Genomic DNA, 17,628 nt, shown 5'->3' with positions numbered 1-17,628 from the left:
TCTATGCGGAGAGTTCCCTGCGTAGCACGCCCGGGGTGAGGGGCTCGTCGAGCAGCCGACCGAAGCGTGCCAGCCGCGCCGGTCCGGCGGGTCCCGCCTCGTCGAGCCACTGTTCCAGCAGGGCGTATCCCTCGACGTAGGTGGAGATGTAGGCGCGCCACAGCGGCGAAGTGAGGAAGCGGAGCATCTGCCGCGCACGGTCGGGCGCCACCAGCAGCCAACGCTGCAGGAACAGCGCGACGTCGTCGACGCTCTCGTGGCGGTCGTGCAGGGCCAGCGCGGCGTCCTGTCGGACCCGGATCAGTCCGGCCGCCGCGGTAGAGACCGCCCGCGCGCGCTCGGCGTCGAAGCGGAGCCCGAAGTCGGCGTAGATCTCGGCCGCCCACTCCTGCCACGACGTGCCCATCGCGGCGGCGAGCGCATGATCGGCGAGGCCCTCGGCCATCAGGCACTGCGGGGTGTTGACGAGGAAGATGGTGTGCTCCGACTGGCCGGTCCCGACCAGACGCTGCTCTTTGCGGCAGTGCTCGGTGTGGTGACCCGGGTAGGCCTCGTGGGCGATCAGCCCGGGCAGCGACGACATGTACTGCGGCAGATCTGTGTTGACGGCGACCTTGGAGCGGTAGTCACCCAGGTAGTAGTTGAAGCCCGACCACGGCTTGTCGCTGACGACCTCGAAGTCGACGACCTCGCCGTCGGGCAGCGGGAACTCGCGGCGGACGGTCTCGCGGAGGCTGCCGGAGAACTCGTGGATCAGCTGGGAGACGAGGTTCGCGGGGATCTCGTCGGCCCGCCGGTACGCGGTGTAGGCGTCGCGCAACTGGTCGCCGGTGGCGCCGGGAACGCCGAGCGCGTCGGCCATCCGCGCGTGCGCCTGTCGGTAGACGTCCTCGTCGCCGGGCTCGATCCGCACGTCGAAGTAGGCGTGCACCTCGTCGACGAAGCCGACCTCCTCCCCCGCGAACTTGCGGGCCGAGCACTCCAGCGCCCGCAGGTGCGAGCCGACGAACTCGGCACGGTCGGCGGGCAGCCCGGCGGGGAGCTCGTCGTGCAGGGCCCGGGCCCGGCGTACCAACTCGGCGGGATCGGGTGCCGGCGCGTTCTCCGACTCCACCCGCAACGCCGGATCACCGGTGTACGCGTCGACGAACCCCTCCTCGATCCGATCGAACGCCAAGCCCAGGCGCAGGTACTCGACGACGGGATCCGCGGCAGCATTCATGTGACCAAAGCTACCGGTGATCAGATTCGCGTAACGCGGGCTAGTAACCTATCGGTCCATGGCGCGTCTTTCGCACGACCGCGATCCCGGGCTGTACCTCGAACTCGACCGAACGCAGTGGCGTGCACTGCGACAGTCGATGCCGATGGTGCTGAACGAGTCCGAGCTCGAGAAGCTCGTCGGCCTGGGTGAGCAGATCGACCTCAACGAGGTCGCCGAGGTCTACCTGCCGCTGTCTCGCCTCATCCACCTGCAGGTGGAGGCCAGGCAGCGACTCTTCGCTGCCACGTCGACGTTCCTCGGCCAGCGCCAGCGAAACCGCCAGGTGCCCTTCGTGATCGGCATCGCCGGGTCGGTGGCCGTCGGCAAGTCGACCACCGCGCGCGTCCTCGCGACGCTACTGTCCCGCTGGGAGACGCACCCGAAGGTGGACCTCATCACCACCGACGGTTTCCTGCTGCCGACCGCGGAGCTGGAGCGTCGAGGCATCATGCACCGCAAGGGCTTTCCCGAGTCCTACGACCGCCGCGCGCTCCTGCGCTTCGTCACCGAGGTGAAGTCCGGCAATCCCCTGGTCACCGCCCCGGTCTACGACCACGTCACCTACGACATCGTCCCCGACGTGGTCCACACCGTGCAGCAGCCCGACATCCTGATCGTCGAGGGCCTCAACGTGCTGCAGACCGGTCCCACGCTGACGGTCTCGGATCTGTTCGACTTCTCGGTGTACGTCGACGCCAAGACCTCCGACATCGAGAAGTGGTACATCTCGCGGTTCCTGCAGATGCGCACCGGCTCGTTCGCCGACCCGGAATCGCACTTCCACTACTACTCGTCGCTGACCGACGCGCAGGCGACGATCGCGGCCCGCGACATCTGGACGTCGATCAACCGTCCCAACCTGATCGAGAACATCCTGCCGACCCGCCCGCGCGCCACACTGGTGCTCCGCAAGGACGGCAATCACGCGATCAACCGCGTGCGGCTGCGGAAGCTCTAGGCCGTCACCTCGGCGACCACCGCGTCGGTCGCCGTCACCAGGTCGGCCGGTGCCAGCTGGATCTCCAGCCCGCGGCGACCACCGCTGCACAGGATCGAATCCCACTGCAGCGCAGACGAGTCCACCACGGTCGGAAGCGGCGTCTTCTGTCCGAGCGGGGACACCCCGCCCAGCACGTAACCGGTGGAGCGGGTGACCTTCGCGGCCTGCGCCATCTCCGCCTTCGACGCGCCCAGTGCTTTCGCGACGGCCTTCAGCGACAGCTTGTTCGGCACCGGGATCACCGCGACGCCGAGGGTGCCGCCGAGGTCGACGACGAGCGTCTTGAAGATCTGCGCGGCCTCCACGCCGAGCGTCTTCATCGTGATGGCGACGGCCTCGTCGCCGTAGTCGTCGCGGCGGCGGTCGTGCTTGTACTTGTGCATCTGGAACGGGAGGCCCGCCGCTTCGAGCGCGGCGATGGCCGGAGTCGCGGCCGCCATCAGTGCGCGGCCAGCCACTGCTCGAAGGTCGTCGAGGTCGTGACATCCGGCTGCGGCGGAACCAGTCCACCCGAGCGCACACCGGGGCCCCCGTAGTTGATGCCGATCACCTTCTTCGGCGCACCGCGTTTGGCGGCGATGGCCTTCGCGGCGTCGGCCAGATCCATCACCTCCGGGCCGGCGACGGTGATGTCCGACGGCCGGCTCGGGTCGAGGACCACGTCGGCCATCGCCTCGGCGACGTCGACGACGTCGGCGGGTTTGCTCTGCATGCGCGGCGCGGCGCCGATCGGTCCTTTGCTGAGCATCGTCAGGAAGGTCTCGGCCAGCGAGTACCACTGGGTGGAGCGGAACGCGGTCGCGCCGTCGCCCAGCATCTCGGTGTACGTCGCCTCCTGCGCCGCCTTGCCCTTGTAGTGGCCCATCTTCTTGTTGACGACGGGATTCGACGCCCCGTAGATCGTCAGGTAGACGACGGCGGCCTGCGCCTCCTCCGCCGCGATCGAGATGTTGCGGGCGACCGCGGAGAAGAACTCCTCGGACTCGCGCGGACTGCGGACCGTGGTCCCGGTCGCGTCGACCACCACGTCGGCGCCCGCGCAGGCCTCCTGCAGCCCCTTGCCGGTGACCGCGTCGACGCCGGTCACTCGGTGTGCCCGGACCACCTCCGCGCCGCGTCGCTCGAGGATGTCGCTGAGGACGGCACCGAACTCGCCGCTGGCTCCGACCACCGTGACCCGCATGTCCTGCACTCCTTGTCCGTTCGTGCGATCTGTGGTTGTTCTCGGTCAGCTCACTTGCCGAACCGGCGATTCCGCGCCGCGAAGTCGCGCAGTGCGCGGAGGAAGTCGACGCGGCGGAACTCCGGCCAGTAGGCATCAGTGAACCAGATCTCCGAGTACGCCGACTGCCACAGGAGGAAGCCGCTCAGCCGCTGCTCACCCGACGTGCGGATCACCAGGTCCGGGTCGGGGGTGCCGCTGGTGTAGAGGTGCGAGTCGATGCCGTCGACCGAGACCGCGTCGAGCATCTCCTCGCGGGTGGCGCCCCTGTCGATGGCCTCGCCGAGCAGCTTCTGCACGGCGTCGACGATCTCCTGCCGCCCGCCGTATCCGACGGCGACGTTGACGGCCATGTCGTGGGCGCCCTCGGTGCGGCTCGACGCCTCGCGCAGGCGATTCGCGACGGCGGACGGCAATTGGTCGAGGTTGCCGACGATCCGCACCCGCCAGTCGGCGTCGACGTCGCAGATCTCGTCGACGATGTCGGGCACGATCTCCATCAGCGCGTCGAGTTCCTCGGATTCGCGCGAGAGGTTCTCGGTGGAGAGCAGGTAGATGGTCACCGCCTCGATGCCCAGTTCGGAGCACCAGCCGAGCATGTCGGCGATCCGCCTGGCGCCGACGCGATGGCCGTGGCTGACGTCTTCGAATCCCGCCTCGCGGGCCCATCTCCGGTTGCCGTCGCAGATGATGGCGACGTGCCGCGGAATGCGGCTGCCGTCCATCAGCTGCACCAGGCGGTGTTCGTACACGCGCAGCATGCCGCCGCGCAGCCGGTCCGGGAGCAATTTCACAGCCGTGATCTTACTCCGCCGACAAGTTACCGGTGCGGAACTTACGGTACCGTAGGTTCATGCAGCAGACCTCCCTCCCTGCCCCGGCGCCCACTATCGTCAATGACGTGACCGGTCCCGAGACCAAGCCGACGCTGCGCGGCGTGATCCACAAGTACACGACCTTCATCGCGGCCGCGGTCGGCATCGTGCTGATCGTCGGCACTGCGATGCAGCGAAGCGCCGTCTCCGTCGTCGCCGTGGTGATCTACGTGGTCACCATCTGTGCACTGTTCGGCGTCAGCACCGTGTACCACCGCATCAACTGGAAGACGCCGCGCGCTCGGATAGCGATGAAACGGGCCGATCACTCAATGATCTTCCTGTTCATCGCCGGCAGTTACACACCCTTCTGCGTGATGGGTCTGGACTCGCCGACCCGCTGGTGGGTGCTCGGCATCGTGTGGGTCGGAGCCGTCCTGGGTGTCGCACTCAAGGTGATCTGGCCGGGATCACCGCGCTGGCTGGGAGTGGTGCTCTACATCGTCCTGGGGTGGGTGATCATCGCCGTCGCGCCGATGCTGATCCACAACACGGGCGTCGCGGTGATCGTCCTGCTCGCGACCGGCGGCGTGTTCTACAGCCTCGGCGGCGTGCTGTTCGCGCTGCGCTGGCCCGACCCCTGGCCCGGTGTCTTCGGCCACCACGAGGTGTTCCACGCCTGCACGGCGATCGCCGCACTGCTGCACTACATCGCCGTGTGGCTCGTCGTTCTCAGCTGACCCCGCCCTGCTACGCTCATCGGATGACCGCGCCGACGACCCTCACGCGCCTGCGCGGAGCGACCGTCGGCGCAGTGTCGGCCCTGACCGGTATCGGCGCCCACGCGGCAGCGGCGGGCATGCTGCCCGACACGTCGAGCCTGATGCTGGTGATCGCCGCGGCCGTCGCCCTCGGTCTCGGTGTCGCCGCCGCGCCCGCCCTGCGCGTGCTGCCCGCGCTGGTCGGCGGACAACTGCTGGTCCACGTGCTGCTGGTGATCACATCCGGGCATCACGGCGACATGCTGACCGCGCCGATGGCAGCCATGCACGCCGTCGGCACTGTCGCCGCACTGCTCCTGCTGGTCGGTGCCGAACTCCTTCTGCATGCCGCCGCCGGCCTCGCGCAGCACGCCCTCCCCAGCTGTTTCCGGCCGCTGCCCCGCGTGGCGGTCGTGCCGGTGCCTGCCACTCCTGCCGCAGTCCCTGCCGCCCTGATCTTCCTCGGTGCCGTCGGGCGCCGCGGTCCGCCGTCGGTCCAGTAGTCCGCTCTTCTCATCGCGCGCCGCGACGGCGCGCGATCACTGCTGTCTGATCGAAAGGCACCTCCGTGTCCACACCCGTCTCTTCGACGACCCCGCATGCTCCCGCCCCACCGGCATCCGCACCGATCGGCGCGACGCTGAACCGCCTCGTCCGACGCCTGCACTTCTACGCCGGCGTGCTGATCGCCCCCTTCCTCCTCGTCGCCGCCGTCACCGGCGCGCTGTACGCCGTCGCGCCGTCCGCCGAGCAGGTGATCTATCGAGCCCAACTCCACACCGACTCGTCTGGCCCCGCGAAGTCGGTGGCCGAACAGGTCCGCGCCGCGCAGGCCGCCCGCCCCGACCTGACGCTGAATGCCGTCTGGCCGGCCACCGATCCGGGCGACACCACCCGCGTCCTGTTCGACGATCCGTCCCTCGGCGAGTCGACGCGCCTCGCCGTCTTCATCGACCCGTCGACGCTGCGATCGCTCGGCGAGCTGCCGAGCTACGGATCCGCAGGCGCCCTGCCGGTGCGGACCTGGCTCGACCGCCTGCATCGCGACCTCCATCTCGGCGAGCCCGGTCGCCTCTACTCCGAGTTGGCCGCGTCGTGGCTGTGGCTGGTGGCCCTCGGCGGTGTGGCCCTCTGGGTGATGCAGATCCGGAAGCGTCGGCGCGCCACCGGGTCGGGGTCGCTGTTGCGCGGCGTCGGCGGCACTCGTGGTCGTGCGCGGACCGTCAACCGGCACGGGGTGATCGGCGTCTGGATCGCGGTGGTCCTGCTGTTCATCTCGGCGACCGGCCTCACCTGGTCCACCTACGCCGGCGAGCACGTGGGCGACCTGCGATCCGCGCTCAGTTGGACCACACCCACGGTCGACGCGTCGCTGACCGGGGCACCTGCAACCGCGGGCGGCGATCATGCCGGGCACACGATGCCCGCAACCGGATCCGGACCGACCGTCGACGCCGTCGCTGGTATCGACGGAGCCCTCGGCATCGCCCGCGCCAACGGGGTCGACGGCGCCGTCGAGGTGATTCCCCCGTCCGACGATGCCACCGCCTTCACCGTGGCGCAGCGTCGCGTTCCGTGGCGGGCGTCGACGAGCTCCATCGCCGTCGACCCGTCACGCGATGCGGTAGTGGATCTGAACCGGTTCGCCGACTGGCCGCTCGCAGCGAAGCTGTCGGCCTGGGGCGTGGAGCTGCACATGGGGCTGATGTTCGGCCTGCTGAATCAGCTGCTCCTGCTGGCGGTGATGGTCGCGCTCTCGATCGCGATCGTGCTCGGTTACCGGTCGTGGTGGCAGCGTCGGGCGCGGACGGCCCGCGTCGGGTCGGCTCCGGCGAGGGGCGCCCTGCGCGACCTTCCGGTGCCGCTGTCCGCCGCGATCCTCGTCGGTGCCGCGGCCGTCGGCTGGTTCATCCCGCTGCTCGGGTGGCCGCTGCTGGTGTTCCTGGTGGTCGACACGGTCGCCGGATCGGTGAGGTCTCGACCGGCGAGCTGAGCCGCCAAGACAAACTGTGACATTGAGCCGCTCTGATCGGCTCAATGTCACAGTTTGTCTGCGCCGGCCACGAGGTCCGGCGGTGAGGGTCAGCGAGCGGCGCGCGCGAGGGCGTCCAGCACCGCGGCGGACGCCTCCCAACCCATGCACTTGTCGGTGACGGACTGGCCGTAGACCAGGTCGCCGCCGAGGGACTGCGCACCGGGGACCAGGAAGCTCTCGAGCATCACGCCGGACAGCACCGGGCCGTCGCCGTCGCGTCGCTTGGCCGCGAAGGCCTCGGCGACCTCGACGGCCACCTCGGCCTGACGCTCGTGGTCCTTGCCAGAGTTGGCATGCGAGCAGTCCACCATCACCTTCGGCGACAGCCCGGCCTTCGCGAGCTTTTCGGCGGCGTCGGCCACGGACTGCGCGTCGTAGTTGGGGCCGGCGGTGCCGCCGCGCAGGATGATGTGGCAGTCGTCGTTGCCGGAGGTGTGGACCACCGAGCCGCGGCCGAAGTCGTCGACCCCGAAGAAGACGTGCTCGGACGCTGCGGCTTTGACGCCGTCGATCGCGACCTGGACGTTGCCGTCGGTGCCGTTCTTGAAGCCGACCGGCATCGACAGGCCGGACACCAACTGGCGGTGGACCTGCGACTCCGTGGTCCGGGCGCCGATGGCACCCCAGGCGACGGTGTCCGCGATGTACTGCGGGCTCGTCGGCTCCAGGAACTCGCAGCCGACCGGCAGGCCGAGGTCGATCACGTCCAGCAGCAACGCGCGGGCGGTGCGCAGACCGCGCTCCACGTCGAAGGTGCCGTCCATGTCGGGGTCGTTGATGAGGCCCTTCCACCCGATGGTGGTGCGCGGCTTCTCGAAGTACACGCGCATCACGATCTTCAGCGAATCCGCGTACTCCTTGGCGAGCGGCGCCAGGCGACGCGCGTAGTCGAGGGCGGCGACGGGGTCGTGGACCGAGCAGGGCCCCACGACCACGATCATCCGATCGTCCTGGCCTGCGAGGATGGCGGCGATCTCTTCGCGGTCGCGCTGCACCATGGCGGCGCGGCGGGCTGTCAGCGGCAGTTCGCTGCGGAGCGCCTCCGGCGACGGGATCGGCGAGAACGCGGTGACCCGACGGTCAGAAGTCGACGCGTCCTGCGCCGTGTCGGTCGTGACGGGGCCGGTGGTGGTAGTCAAGGGAATGCCTTTCAGGTGTTTTCCGCGAGCTCGGAGCTTGTCCGCTTCCGGAAGGACGCCTGCGGCGTGAGAAACATTCCCGGAAACGACTCGAGCAGCGGTCGTACGACCACTGCTCGGCTCCGGGAAGGTTGATGTGTGCGCGCGTTATCGCTTCATCTCGGCCCCACCCGGAGCCTTGATAAAGAAACGCCAATAGCGTGCTGCCTGCATCACGGGACCGAGGCTAGCACAGGTTCCAGACCGCTCACCAACCGTCGAACGCTCAGCTGATCCGCAGGAGCGCGACGGCCGCCTCCACCACCGGCAGGTCGCAGACCTTTCCGTGGCAGACGTAGGCGGCATCGGAGTCGCCGACGGGACCGCGGTCCTCGAGGAGTGGAAGCGAGTCCTTCTCCCCCGCAACGACAACCACTCCGCCCGGTGCGCCGCGGCGGATGGCGGCGGCCATCTCACCGTCGCTGTCCGCAGTCTGCGCGACGGCGACCTGGATCGGTCCGGCGGTGCGGGCGAACGCCGTCGACAGCCAGTGCCCGGCCGAGCGCGGCGCCTTCGCGAGGATCAGGCCGGATCGTCCGAGGGATGCGTCGAGCAGTTCCTCGTACCGCGCCGCGGCCTCCAGATCCGGGGTCAGGGTCGACGCCAGCAGCAGTGCTTCCGCCGCGAGTGACGCCCCGGACGGCGTGGCGCCGTCGACGGGGTCGCGCGGGCGGAGGAGCAGGTCCTCGTCGTGGGCGTCGTACCAGGCGCCCTCCGCTTCGGGGTCGGCGAAGACGTCGATCATCCGGTCGACGATCGTCAGTGCCGCGGTGCGCCAGCCGATCTCACCGGTCACCTGGTGCAGGGTCAGGAGCGCGGTGGCGAGGGCCGCGTAGTCGTCGAGTCCGCCGAGCGGGACTGCGACGCGACCATCGAGCGACGAGCGATGCAGGTCGCCGTCGACGAGGTGCAGCGACAGCAGGCCGCGGGCGCACTCGGCGGCCCGCTCCACCCACTCTGCGCGGCCGAGCGCCGCACCGCCCTCGGCGAGCGCGGTGATCGCCATGGCGTTCCAGGCGGTGACGACCTTGTCGTCGCGCTCGGGCTGGGGCCGGGTGTCGCGGGCGGCGCGCAGTCGTGCGCGGACCGACGCGAAGCGTTCCGCGTCGGCGGGATCGCGCAGCAGCTGCAGCGTCGAGGCGCCCTGCTCGAAGGTGCCGGCATCGGTGACGGTGAACAGCTCGGCGGCCCACGCGCCGTCGTCGTCGCCGAGGGCGTCGGCGAGTTCAGTTGGCCGCCACACGTAGGTGAGTCCTTCGACGCCCTCGGTGTCAGCATCGAGCGACGACGCGAATCCCGTTCCCGTCCACAGCTGTTCGTTGAGGAAGGCGACGATCTCGTCGGCGATCCGCAACGACAGCCGATCGCCGCGGCGGGCCAAGTGCGCGTAGCCGCGCAGGAGCAGCGCGTTGTCGTAGAGCATCTTCTCGAAGTGCGGGACCACCCAGTCGGCATCGACCGAGTACCGCGCGAAGCCGCCGGCGAGTTGGTCGTAGATGCCGCCGCGCGCCATGGCGTGCGCGGTACGGGTCGCGGCCTCGGCGGCCGCCGTATGGCCTGCCAGTTCGTCGGCGCGGAGCAGTGATTCGAGCAGCGCGGTCGGCGGGAATTTGGGGGCGCCGCCGAAGCCCGACGACCGTCGGTCCTCGTCGCCCAGGATCGACTTCACCGCATCGGCCAGCAACTGCTGGTCCGGGACGGGCCCGGCCGGGAGCGATGCGGAGTTGGCGCGCAGGTGCTCGGCGATCTTGGTGCCCGCGACGAGGACCTCGTCGCGGCGCTCGTCCCAGGTGCGGGTGATCGCGTCCATGACGTCGGTGAAGCCGGGCATGCCGTTCCGGGGATGGGGCGGGTAGTACGTCCCGCAGTAGAACGGGTCACCGTCGGGGGTGAGGGAGCAGGTCATGGGCCAGCCGCCCTGACCGGTCATCGCGACGGTCGCCGCCATGTAGATGGCGTCGATGTCGGGGCGTTCTTCGCGGTCCACCTTGATGCACACGAAGTCGCGGTTCATCTGCGCCGCGAGCTCGTCGTTCTCGAAGGTCTCGTGCGCCATGACGTGGCACCAGTGGCACGCCGCGTACCCGACGGAGAGCAGGACGGGGACGTCGCGGCGACGGGCCTCGTCGAAGGCGTCGTCGTTCCACTCGTGCCAGTGAACGGGGTTGGCCGCGTGCTGACGGAGGTAGGGGCTCGACGATTCGTCGAGCCGGTTGCGGCTATCCGCGTTCGGTGGGATCCCCATGGTGTCGTCCTCCGTCGCCTGCGCCGTGGTCGGCGTTCGCTTCCGTCGACGACGGGCCGCCGTCGACCCGGTCCGTACCCTCGTCGAATGCCTGGTCGGGGCCGGGGTTCTCCGTGTCGAAGCTCTCCGGGAGCTTCTTGAGCTGCTTGTTCATCGAGCGGATCAGCAGAAACACCGCGACCAGCAGCAGCAGGATGATCAGCAGACCGACCGGTGAGGCCTTACCGAACTCGGGGCCTTTCGCGGGTTCTTCGGCCAGGAACATCACGGCTTCGGTCGAGAGGGACAGGGCGTTCATGCTTGCTCAATTCCGGTGAAGAGGTCGTTCTCGGGGAGATCGGTCTGCACCCGAGTGTGCGCCAATTCGAATTCTTCCGTCGGCCACAGTCGCTGCTGCCACTCCATGGGGACGGCGAAGAAGAAGCCGTTGGGGTCGATCTGGGTGGCGTGGGCGCGGAGAGCTTCGTCTCGCTTCGGGAAGTACTCGGCGCATTCCACCTGGGTGGTGACGCGGGCCATCATGTCGCCCTGGTTGCGCTTCCACTTGTTCAGCCATTCGGTGAACGGGTTCTCCTGCCCGTTCTTGTCGAACTCCTCGGCGAACGCCAGGATGCGGTCGCGGATGAAACCGTGGGTGTAGTACAGCTTCAGCGGAGTCCACGGTTCACCGGCGTCCGGGTACTTCGAGGCGTCGCCCGCCGACTCCCACGCCGCCATCGAGACCTCGTGGCATTTGATGTGGTCGGGATGCGGGTAGCCGCCGTTCTCGTCGTACGTGATGATCACGTGCGGCCGGAAGTCGCGGATCACCTTCGTCAAACGCTCGTCGGCCTCCTCGAGCGGGACGAGGGCGAAGCACCCCTCGGGCAGCGGCGGCAGCGGGTCCCCTTCGGGCAGTCCCGAGTCGACGAAGCCGAGCCAGTGCTGATCGACGCCCAGCGCCTTGGCTGCTGCAGCCATCTCGTCGCGTCGCACCTCGGGCAGATTCTCGAGAATGCCGGGCCGATCCATGGCCGGATTCAGGATGTCGCCGCGCTCTCCGCCGGTCAGCGTGACAACCATCACGTCCGCGCCTTCGGCGGCGTATTTCGCCAGGGTGGCCGCCGCTTTGCTCGACTCGTCGTCGGGATGGGCATGGACTGCCATGAGTCGCAGCCCGTTCGCGCGTTCGGTCACGCTTCCTCACCTTCGCTCGGTCCTACTGAACATGGTAGGTATTGACACGTGAGCACATCAGACGGGGGCCATGACCAGCAGACTCCGCGCAGCGGCCCCCGAGCGACGTACCCCACAGACAGGTCGCCGAGTGCCAAGCGTCGCTGGTTCTACGTGCTGGCGGTCGCGGTGATCGCCGCGGGCGTCGGAATCGCGTACATCGGCTACCAGCGGTTCGGCGACCCCGACATCTCAGGGCAGGCCACCGCTTACGAGCTCCTCTCCCCCGATCGCGTCGCCGTGCAGTACACCGTCAACCGCACCAACCCGGACGACGCCGTCGTGTGCATCGTCCGCGCCCGCGCCAAGGACGGCTCGGAGGTCGGGCGCCGGGAGATCTTGATCCCGCCGGGTTCCCAGACTCAGGTCGGCGCGCGCACCGAGGTGTCGACGTCGAAGCCGGCCGTGATCGGTGAGCTGTTCGGCTGCGGCACCGACGTTCCCTCCTACCTCAAGCCGAACGCGTGACCCGGTCCGGCAAGGCGGTCTTCGCACGCCTCTCGAGCCCGTACTACCCGGTGCTGACGGCTGTGTTCGTCGGCGTGATGTTGATCAGCAACATCGCCGCGACCAAGGCCGTCGTGCTGTTCGACTGGTTGCAGCTCGACCTCGGCCCCCTGCACGTGAACGGCCTCGTCACCGACGGCGCCTTCTTCCTTTTTCCGCTCAGCTATGTGATCGGCGACGTGATCAGCGAGGTCTACGGCTTCCGCGCGATGCGTCGCACCATCGCGTCCGGCTTCGGCGTCATTGTGCTTGCGTCCCTGTGCTTCTGGGTGGCGATCGAGCTTCCGGCCGCCGACTTCTACGACGGCCAGGCCGGGTTCGAAGCGGTCCTGGGCACCGTTCCCCGGATCGTGGCCGCGGGTCTGGCCGGGTATGTGGTCGGCGAGTTGCTGAACTCGTTCGTCCTGGTGAAGATGAAGGAACGCGCCGGCGAGCAGCATCTGTGGGCGCGTCTCATCGGTTCGACGGTGGTCGGCGAGTTCTTCGACACGCTGGTGTTCTGCTCCATCGCCGCCACGGCCATCGGCATCAGCACGTGGTCGGACTTCATCAACTACGTCGTCATCGGTTTCGCCTGGAAGACGCTGGTGGAAGTGCTCATCATGCCGGTCACCTACGCCGTGGTCCGCTACCTGAAACGCGCCGAGCCGTCGTATCGCGAAGCGCTGGATAATGTTACGCAGGTCACCTCAAATGTGCGGTAGGCCACAGGCGCTGGTACGCTAGACGGTGCACGGCTCCGCAAGGGGCCGTGTTGCTGCATTTAGAGCAGTCCACTAGCGGACAGCAAAGGAGACCACAATGACCGATGCAGGCGTGACTTGGTTGACGCAGGAGTCGCACGATCGCTTGAAGAGTGAGCTCGATGCGCTCATCGCGAATCGTCCGGTCATTGCCGCCGAGATCAATGAGCGTCGCGAAGAAGGCGACCTCAAGGAGAACGGCGGCTACCACGCAGCGCGTGAGGAGCAGGGCCAGCAGGAAGCGCGTATTCGCCAGCTGCAGGATCTGCTGAACAAGGCGCACGTCGGAGAGGCTCCGACGCAGTCCGGCGTCGCCCTCCCCGGTTCGGTCGTCACCGTGTACTACGACGGCGACGAGTCCGACAAGGAGACCTTCCTGATCGCGACGCGTGAAGAGGGTTCCGGCGACATCGAGATCTATTCGCCGAGCTCCCCGCTCGGTGCCGCACTCATCGATGCGAAGGTCGGCGAGACGCGCACCTACACGGTGCCGAGCGGCGCCCAGGCCAGCGTGACGCTGGTCAGCGCCGAGCCGTACCAGCCGTAAAGCTGCTGAAAGGGCCGGTCCGCAACGCGGACCGGCCCTTTCGCATGCCCAGAGGAGCCCGTTCGCTCCCCCGATCGACGTCCGCGTCGCCCGCCGACAGTTGCGTCTCCCGCCGAGTTACGCGGATACCGGCGAATTACGCGGATGTCGCCGACAGACGCAGTTGCAGGGATTTCGACCATCTGCGTCTCCCACCGACAGCTGCGTCGTCCCGGACGACGCAGCTGTCGCTGGGAGACGCGGACTATGTCGCGGGGAGACGCATCTGCAGCAGACGCCCGGAATCGGGGACTCAGCCCCGTTCGATGATCCAGTCGGGCTCGCGCAGACCGGCACCAGACACAGAATCCGGAAGCTCCCCGCTGATGAGGCCGCGGAGCTGCCGCTCCAGATCCGACAGCGACTGGTTGCTCTCCTGCTCGGCCGCCCGATCGAGAATCCGAGTGTTCGCTCCAGGAATCAGATAGACCGGCGGCACGTCCAACGCCCGCGCCAACCGATAGACGGTCGACAGTTCCGGATTCGCCAACCCCGACTTGCTGTTGCTGACCGCGCGCTCCAGATTCGACACCGCATTCCGATGCAGTCCCGACCGTTCCGCGACCTGTTCTTGCGACAATCCGCGTGCTTTCCGCAGCGTCACCAGCCGATGACCGAACGCGAACGCGTAGGTATCCCACTCGAGGGATCCATGGTCAGACGTCGGCACACAACTAATGTGTCGACCGCACACCAGAATGTCCGCACACAGCTGTGTGCGTAGCGATTGACCTGCGGCGACACAGCCAAATCTCTTGTCAGAGAGGCATCTTCCCGATGGTCGCGCGGGTGAACGCCAGGGCTCGGTCGCAGATTTTGGAGGGTGGGGGTGGGGTTCGGCCCGAGACGCTGACCATCGTGTTCACAGCGGCTCGGCCCGACTGCACATAGGTGACGCAGTACCGCCCGCTTGCGGTGTAGTGAACGCCAGCGGTGCGCCCAGATATCCGGACATCAGGAAGCCAGACATACGTTTCCGAAGATTTTTTGCGCTTGTCTTCTTCGAGGCCGACAGAATTACCGACGAACTGACTGACGAACCAGCGGGCGGGCACCTCTGTGCCACGATATGCCCACTCGCACCCCCGTAGCGTCTGGGCATTCGTTCCGGCGGCATCACGAACGGATGTAGCGTCGACGCCCAGCCGGGCCAATTCCGTCGGAAGCAAGGCAGTGCATGGCTCATATCTGGTCCCGTTATTTGCCTGATTCCAACGGTCCGGAAACTTTGTATCGAACGGAAGGCGGACGCCTGCGTCGTCGACCTGCCTTAGTGTCGGCTTCGCCGATGAGCTCGGCACCGAATTACGAGTTTCAGTCGGATTCGAGCAACCAGTAATTGCACACAGCACCAGTGCTGCGAATCCAAGGCCACGCCGAGAACGCTGCATTATTGTCCACCGATTAGCGTCCCGCCAACGCCGTCCGCCGATTCCAATTCTCTGATAGCCCCTGTAGCCGCCGCTGCGAGCGCGACCGCATCGGACGCGACCCGCTCTAACGTGCCGACTCCAGAATCGATCAGCGCAGCTAGTCCGTCGTAGACGGATTGGCCCTCGACGCAATCGCGCCCGAAGTAGTTCCATTCGACGACGCGAGCGAGGCTCCGCGCCAACTCCCCCAACTCCTCCCCACACTCCCGCGCGACCGCCGCGCGTCTCGACCACAGTTCTCGCTGGTAGACGAGGTCTTCCACAGACATCCTCCTGGGTGTCTCGGCGGGCGCAGAAGCGGGGCGGCCGCACAGTCTCCGACAGAGCTCTCAGTAATTAGACGCAGCAGAGCGCCGATCGGTTCCATCTAATCTGAAAATTCTTTTCCAGACGGGTCATCGCGAGGGAACAAATCAGCCGTATGGGCGATCGACGGCGGGCACTCGACGTCGTACGGTGCGCTTGCGCGGTCGATCCATCGCCGCCATCGACGGGTGCAAGCTGCAGGGGAGGCAGAGCGCGATGACTTCAGGGAACGACGATCGGAACGCCGGACCGGTCCCCCACTTCACGACACCGCCAGGCTACGGAGTGCCCCGACAATCTGACGGCTCGTCGGCGCCGTCGTACCCGGCCTATCCATCGCTCCAGCCCCCGTCGACCTACCCGCCACTGCGCCAGAACCCGACCCCGCCACCGACGAAGACGGTGGCACGCAAGCCTCTGCTGATCGGGCTCGCCGCCGTGTCCGCAGTCTTGGTCGTCGTCCTCGTCGTCGGTGTAGTGGCTCTTCTGAACCGTGACGAGGACAGCGGTTCGGCGACGCCGTTGGCGGACGCGCAGACGGCCGTCGAATTCTCCGAGGCGCCCACGATCCAGTGGCAACTCCCCGTCGAGAAGGCGACCACCCTCAGCAACGGCACCTTCGGCTCCGGAGAGCTCTACTCCCGACGGCCCGCTGTGCTGCAGTTCGGCGACCGGATCGTTCTCACAGTCCGCGACTTGTCAGGCTCGGCTCCCGAACTGATCGCGCTGAACGCGTCGACGGGCGAAAGGGAATGGTCCACGATCGGCGACGCGAAGGCGTGTGCGGATCAGCTCGTCGACGGGCGGCTGGCGTGCCTCGATCGAACCGGCAGCAGCACCGACTAGGGTGCGCGAACCGACATCGTTTTTCACGACATGACGACAGGTACGGTCGAATCCCGGATCACTCCGTCCCTGTTCGTGAGCGCCATCGGCGTCGTCGACGGCAACATCGTGACGGTCGGTTCGTCCGGGATCGATCGCTCCACATCGCTCATCATCTCCAGCGGCACTGCCGAGAGTCTGACTGCGAACTGGACACGGTCTTATCAGAGGGTCGAGACAGGCTGCCCGGGATCGGGCGACAGCACCTACTTCACCGCCGACCGCAGTGTGATCGCCACCGGCAACGGCATGCTCGACTTCTACGTCCGCACAATCGACGGCGAGCCGCTCGTCGACGGCGGCCTCTCGTACACCACCTATCAGCCGGGCGTCGGAATCGTCGGAACGCGTTGCTCTTCGACCAACTCATCCGAGGTCTTCGTGTACGACGTGTCCGGCAAGCTGCTCCGCCGGCACGCTCCGACAGCATCGAGTTCCCCGAAGCTCGGTATCGCAGACACCGCGGTCTCGCCCGCCCCGTACTTCGGCGAGGGAACCCTGCGATCCTTTCCCGATGGAACTCCGGTGTGGGGCGCCGTCAACCCCCTCGATGACTACGGACTGTCCGCCTCCGCTCAACTCATCGGCGACACCGTCGTCGTATCCGGATCAACTCCGACCGAGGGGTATTCGACCGCAGGCTTCTCACTCTCCGACGGCACCAAGCTGTGGGGCGGTGACAGCGTGCAGATCATCGGTCAGAACACCTGGCTCACCGATGGCACCAGACTGTTCAGCGGCAGCTCTGGAACACTCGCGGCCCTCGATCTCCACACCGGCGAGCAGGCCTGGTCGCTGACCTACGGTGCCGACAACAACACTGCGACGCTATATCGCGTCGGCGACGGCATGCTGATCGTGACCGACACGGAATTGACGTACGTCGCCGAGACCTGACCCGGTACGCCGCTACACTCCGGACCCATGGCATTCGATCTCGAACCGTTCGACGAGTCCTACTTCGACAGCGCACCGATGACCTACGTGATCGACGTGAACATCCCGGTCACACCGGAGAAGGCGTGGGCGGAGTTCACCCGGCAGAACACCCTCGACTGGTGCCGCGCATTGAAGTCGGTGCGGTACACGTCACCGGAGCCGTACGCGGTCGGGACGACGCGGTCGGTGGCCCTGGCGCCCGGCTTCATCACGATGGACGAACGCTTCTTCCTGTGGGACGAGGACTCCTCGACCTCCACCTACAAGCACGCCTTCCACGGTGTTCGCGCCAGCATTCCGGGGCTGAAGAAGTTCGGTGAGTACACCGAGGTCTCTCCGACCGACAGCGGCTCCCGCCTGGTCTGGAAGTTCGCGATGGAGCTCGGGGGTGTCGGACTGCCGTCGTTCCTGTCGGGCCCGATCTCCAGTGGTGCGTTCGGGACCGTCAAGAACGACACCGTCAGGTATTTCACTCAGCGATGATCGGCTCGTCC

20 protein-coding genes are annotated in these 17,628 nt (G+C 67.5%); 10 read left to right on the top strand and 10 right to left on the bottom strand.

Features of this window, described 5'->3' with window-relative positions:
- Nucleotide 1 precedes the first annotated feature (1 nt).
- Nucleotides 2–1,222, bottom strand: a complete 1,221-nt coding sequence (locus ACH46_RS05340; RefSeq protein WP_062392007.1) for a hypothetical protein — start codon at nt 1,220–1,222, stop codon at nt 2–4.
- A 58-nt stretch (nt 1,223–1,280) separates the two neighbouring features.
- Between ACH46_RS05340 and coaA the strand changes: the two genes are divergently transcribed.
- The gene (gene coaA, locus ACH46_RS05335; RefSeq protein ID WP_062392006.1) at nt 1,281–2,222 is read left to right on the top strand and encodes a type I pantothenate kinase; all 942 of its coding nucleotides are present in this window, start codon (nt 1,281–1,283) and stop codon (nt 2,220–2,222) included.
- Here coaA and ybaK read toward each other — a convergent pair.
- From ybaK to ACH46_RS05320, 3 genes are read right to left on the bottom strand one after another with little or no spacing between them, the layout of a single operon-like run.
- On the bottom strand, nt 2,219–2,722 hold the full coding sequence (gene ybaK, locus ACH46_RS05330; protein WP_082399408.1) for a Cys-tRNA(Pro) deacylase: 504 nt from the start codon (nt 2,720–2,722) through the stop codon (nt 2,219–2,221). The genes coaA and ybaK overlap by 4 nt on opposite strands.
- Nucleotides 2,704–3,447: an SDR family oxidoreductase gene (locus tag ACH46_RS05325; RefSeq protein WP_062394999.1), complete on the bottom strand. Its 744-nt coding sequence runs from the start codon at nt 3,445–3,447 to the stop codon at nt 2,704–2,706. The genes ybaK and ACH46_RS05325 overlap by 19 nt, the downstream gene beginning before the upstream one ends.
- Before the next feature lie 50 nt (nt 3,448–3,497).
- A complete protein-coding gene (locus tag ACH46_RS05320; RefSeq protein ID WP_062392005.1) occupies nt 3,498–4,280 on the bottom strand; it encodes an isoprenyl transferase in 783 nt (260 codons plus the stop codon).
- A gap of 59 nt (nt 4,281–4,339) precedes the next feature.
- Between ACH46_RS05320 and trhA the strand changes: the two genes are divergently transcribed.
- The 3 genes from trhA to ACH46_RS05305 all read left to right on the top strand — a co-directional run bounded on the left by trhA (nt 4,340) and on the right by ACH46_RS05305 (nt 7,055).
- Nucleotides 4,340–5,041, top strand: a complete 702-nt coding sequence (gene trhA / locus ACH46_RS05315) for a PAQR family membrane homeostasis protein TrhA (RefSeq protein WP_082399407.1) — start codon at nt 4,340–4,342, stop codon at nt 5,039–5,041.
- A 23-nt stretch (nt 5,042–5,064) separates the two neighbouring features.
- Nucleotides 5,065–5,565: a hypothetical protein gene (locus ACH46_RS05310; RefSeq protein WP_062392004.1), complete on the top strand. Its 501-nt coding sequence runs from the start codon at nt 5,065–5,067 to the stop codon at nt 5,563–5,565.
- Nucleotides 5,566–5,630: 65 nt separating this feature from the next.
- Nucleotides 5,631–7,055, top strand: coding sequence for a PepSY-associated TM helix domain-containing protein (locus ACH46_RS05305; RefSeq protein WP_062392003.1), 1,425 nt, complete (start codon nt 5,631–5,633; stop codon nt 7,053–7,055).
- A gap of 89 nt (nt 7,056–7,144) precedes the next feature.
- On the opposite strand, the gene ACH46_RS05300 is transcribed toward ACH46_RS05305, so the two are convergent.
- The 4 genes from ACH46_RS05300 to mca form a co-directional block, all read right to left on the bottom strand.
- Complete coding sequence (locus ACH46_RS05300; RefSeq protein ID WP_062392002.1) at nt 7,145–8,236, bottom strand: 3-deoxy-7-phosphoheptulonate synthase; 1,092 nt, start codon at nt 8,234–8,236, stop codon at nt 7,145–7,147.
- Between the two features lie 265 nt (nt 8,237–8,501).
- Nucleotides 8,502–10,520, bottom strand: a complete 2,019-nt coding sequence (locus ACH46_RS05295; RefSeq protein ID WP_062392001.1) for a thioredoxin domain-containing protein — start codon at nt 10,518–10,520, stop codon at nt 8,502–8,504.
- On the bottom strand, nt 10,495–10,818 hold the full coding sequence (locus ACH46_RS05290) for a hypothetical protein (protein WP_062392000.1): 324 nt from the start codon (nt 10,816–10,818) through the stop codon (nt 10,495–10,497). The genes ACH46_RS05295 and ACH46_RS05290 overlap by 26 nt, the downstream gene beginning before the upstream one ends.
- Entirely contained in the window at nt 10,815–11,666 is an 852-nt protein-coding gene (gene mca / locus ACH46_RS05285) for a mycothiol conjugate amidase Mca (RefSeq protein WP_062394993.1), read from the bottom strand. Before mca ends, ACH46_RS05290 begins: the two co-directional genes overlap by 4 nt.
- Before the next feature lie 78 nt (nt 11,667–11,744).
- Here mca and ACH46_RS05280 point away from each other — a divergent pair, with 78 nt between their 5' ends.
- From ACH46_RS05280 to greA, 3 genes are all read left to right on the top strand, one after another.
- Nucleotides 11,745–12,203, top strand: a complete 459-nt coding sequence (locus ACH46_RS05280) for a DUF4307 domain-containing protein (protein WP_062391999.1) — start codon at nt 11,745–11,747, stop codon at nt 12,201–12,203.
- Nucleotides 12,200–12,946, top strand: a complete 747-nt coding sequence (locus ACH46_RS05275) for a queuosine precursor transporter (RefSeq protein WP_062391998.1) — start codon at nt 12,200–12,202, stop codon at nt 12,944–12,946. Before ACH46_RS05280 ends, ACH46_RS05275 begins: the two co-directional genes overlap by 4 nt.
- A gap of 97 nt (nt 12,947–13,043) precedes the next feature.
- Nucleotides 13,044–13,532 carry a transcription elongation factor GreA gene (greA, locus tag ACH46_RS05270; RefSeq protein ID WP_062391997.1) on the top strand — a complete coding sequence of 163 codons (489 nt, stop codon included), beginning with the start codon at nt 13,044–13,046 and terminating at the stop codon, nt 13,530–13,532.
- 292 nt (nt 13,533–13,824) lie between these two features.
- On the opposite strand, the gene ACH46_RS05265 is transcribed toward greA, so the two are convergent.
- Both ACH46_RS05265 and ACH46_RS21910 read right to left on the bottom strand, forming a co-directional pair.
- A complete protein-coding gene (locus ACH46_RS05265; RefSeq protein WP_062391996.1) occupies nt 13,825–14,241 on the bottom strand; it encodes a helix-turn-helix domain-containing protein in 417 nt (138 codons plus the stop codon).
- An 88-nt stretch (nt 14,242–14,329) separates the two neighbouring features.
- Nucleotides 14,330–14,962 (bottom strand): DUF3558 family protein, encoded by a 633-nt coding sequence (locus tag ACH46_RS21910; RefSeq protein WP_157851011.1) that lies wholly within the window; start codon nt 14,960–14,962, stop codon nt 14,330–14,332.
- 750 nt (nt 14,963–15,712) lie between these two features.
- Between ACH46_RS21910 and ACH46_RS05255 the strand changes: the two genes are divergently transcribed.
- From ACH46_RS05255 to ACH46_RS05245, 3 genes are read left to right on the top strand one after another with little or no spacing between them, the layout of a single operon-like run.
- Nucleotides 15,713–16,156, top strand: coding sequence for a hypothetical protein (locus ACH46_RS05255; RefSeq protein ID WP_062391994.1), 444 nt, complete (start codon nt 15,713–15,715; stop codon nt 16,154–16,156).
- A 30-nt stretch (nt 16,157–16,186) separates the two neighbouring features.
- Nucleotides 16,187–17,092: a PQQ-binding-like beta-propeller repeat protein gene (locus ACH46_RS05250; protein ID WP_062391993.1), complete on the top strand. Its 906-nt coding sequence runs from the start codon at nt 16,187–16,189 to the stop codon at nt 17,090–17,092.
- 27 nt (nt 17,093–17,119) lie between these two features.
- Nucleotides 17,120–17,617 carry an SRPBCC family protein gene (locus tag ACH46_RS05245; protein ID WP_062391992.1) on the top strand — a complete coding sequence of 166 codons (498 nt, stop codon included), beginning with the start codon at nt 17,120–17,122 and terminating at the stop codon, nt 17,615–17,617.
- Nucleotides 17,618–17,628 lie beyond the last annotated feature (11 nt).

This window comes from Gordonia phthalatica, assembly GCF_001305675.1.
GTDB classification, from domain to species: Bacteria; Actinomycetota; Actinomycetes; order Mycobacteriales; family Mycobacteriaceae; genus Gordonia; species Gordonia phthalatica.
Note: the sequence above shows the minus strand (reverse complement) of the source record. Positions and strands in the feature narration are given on the sequence as shown.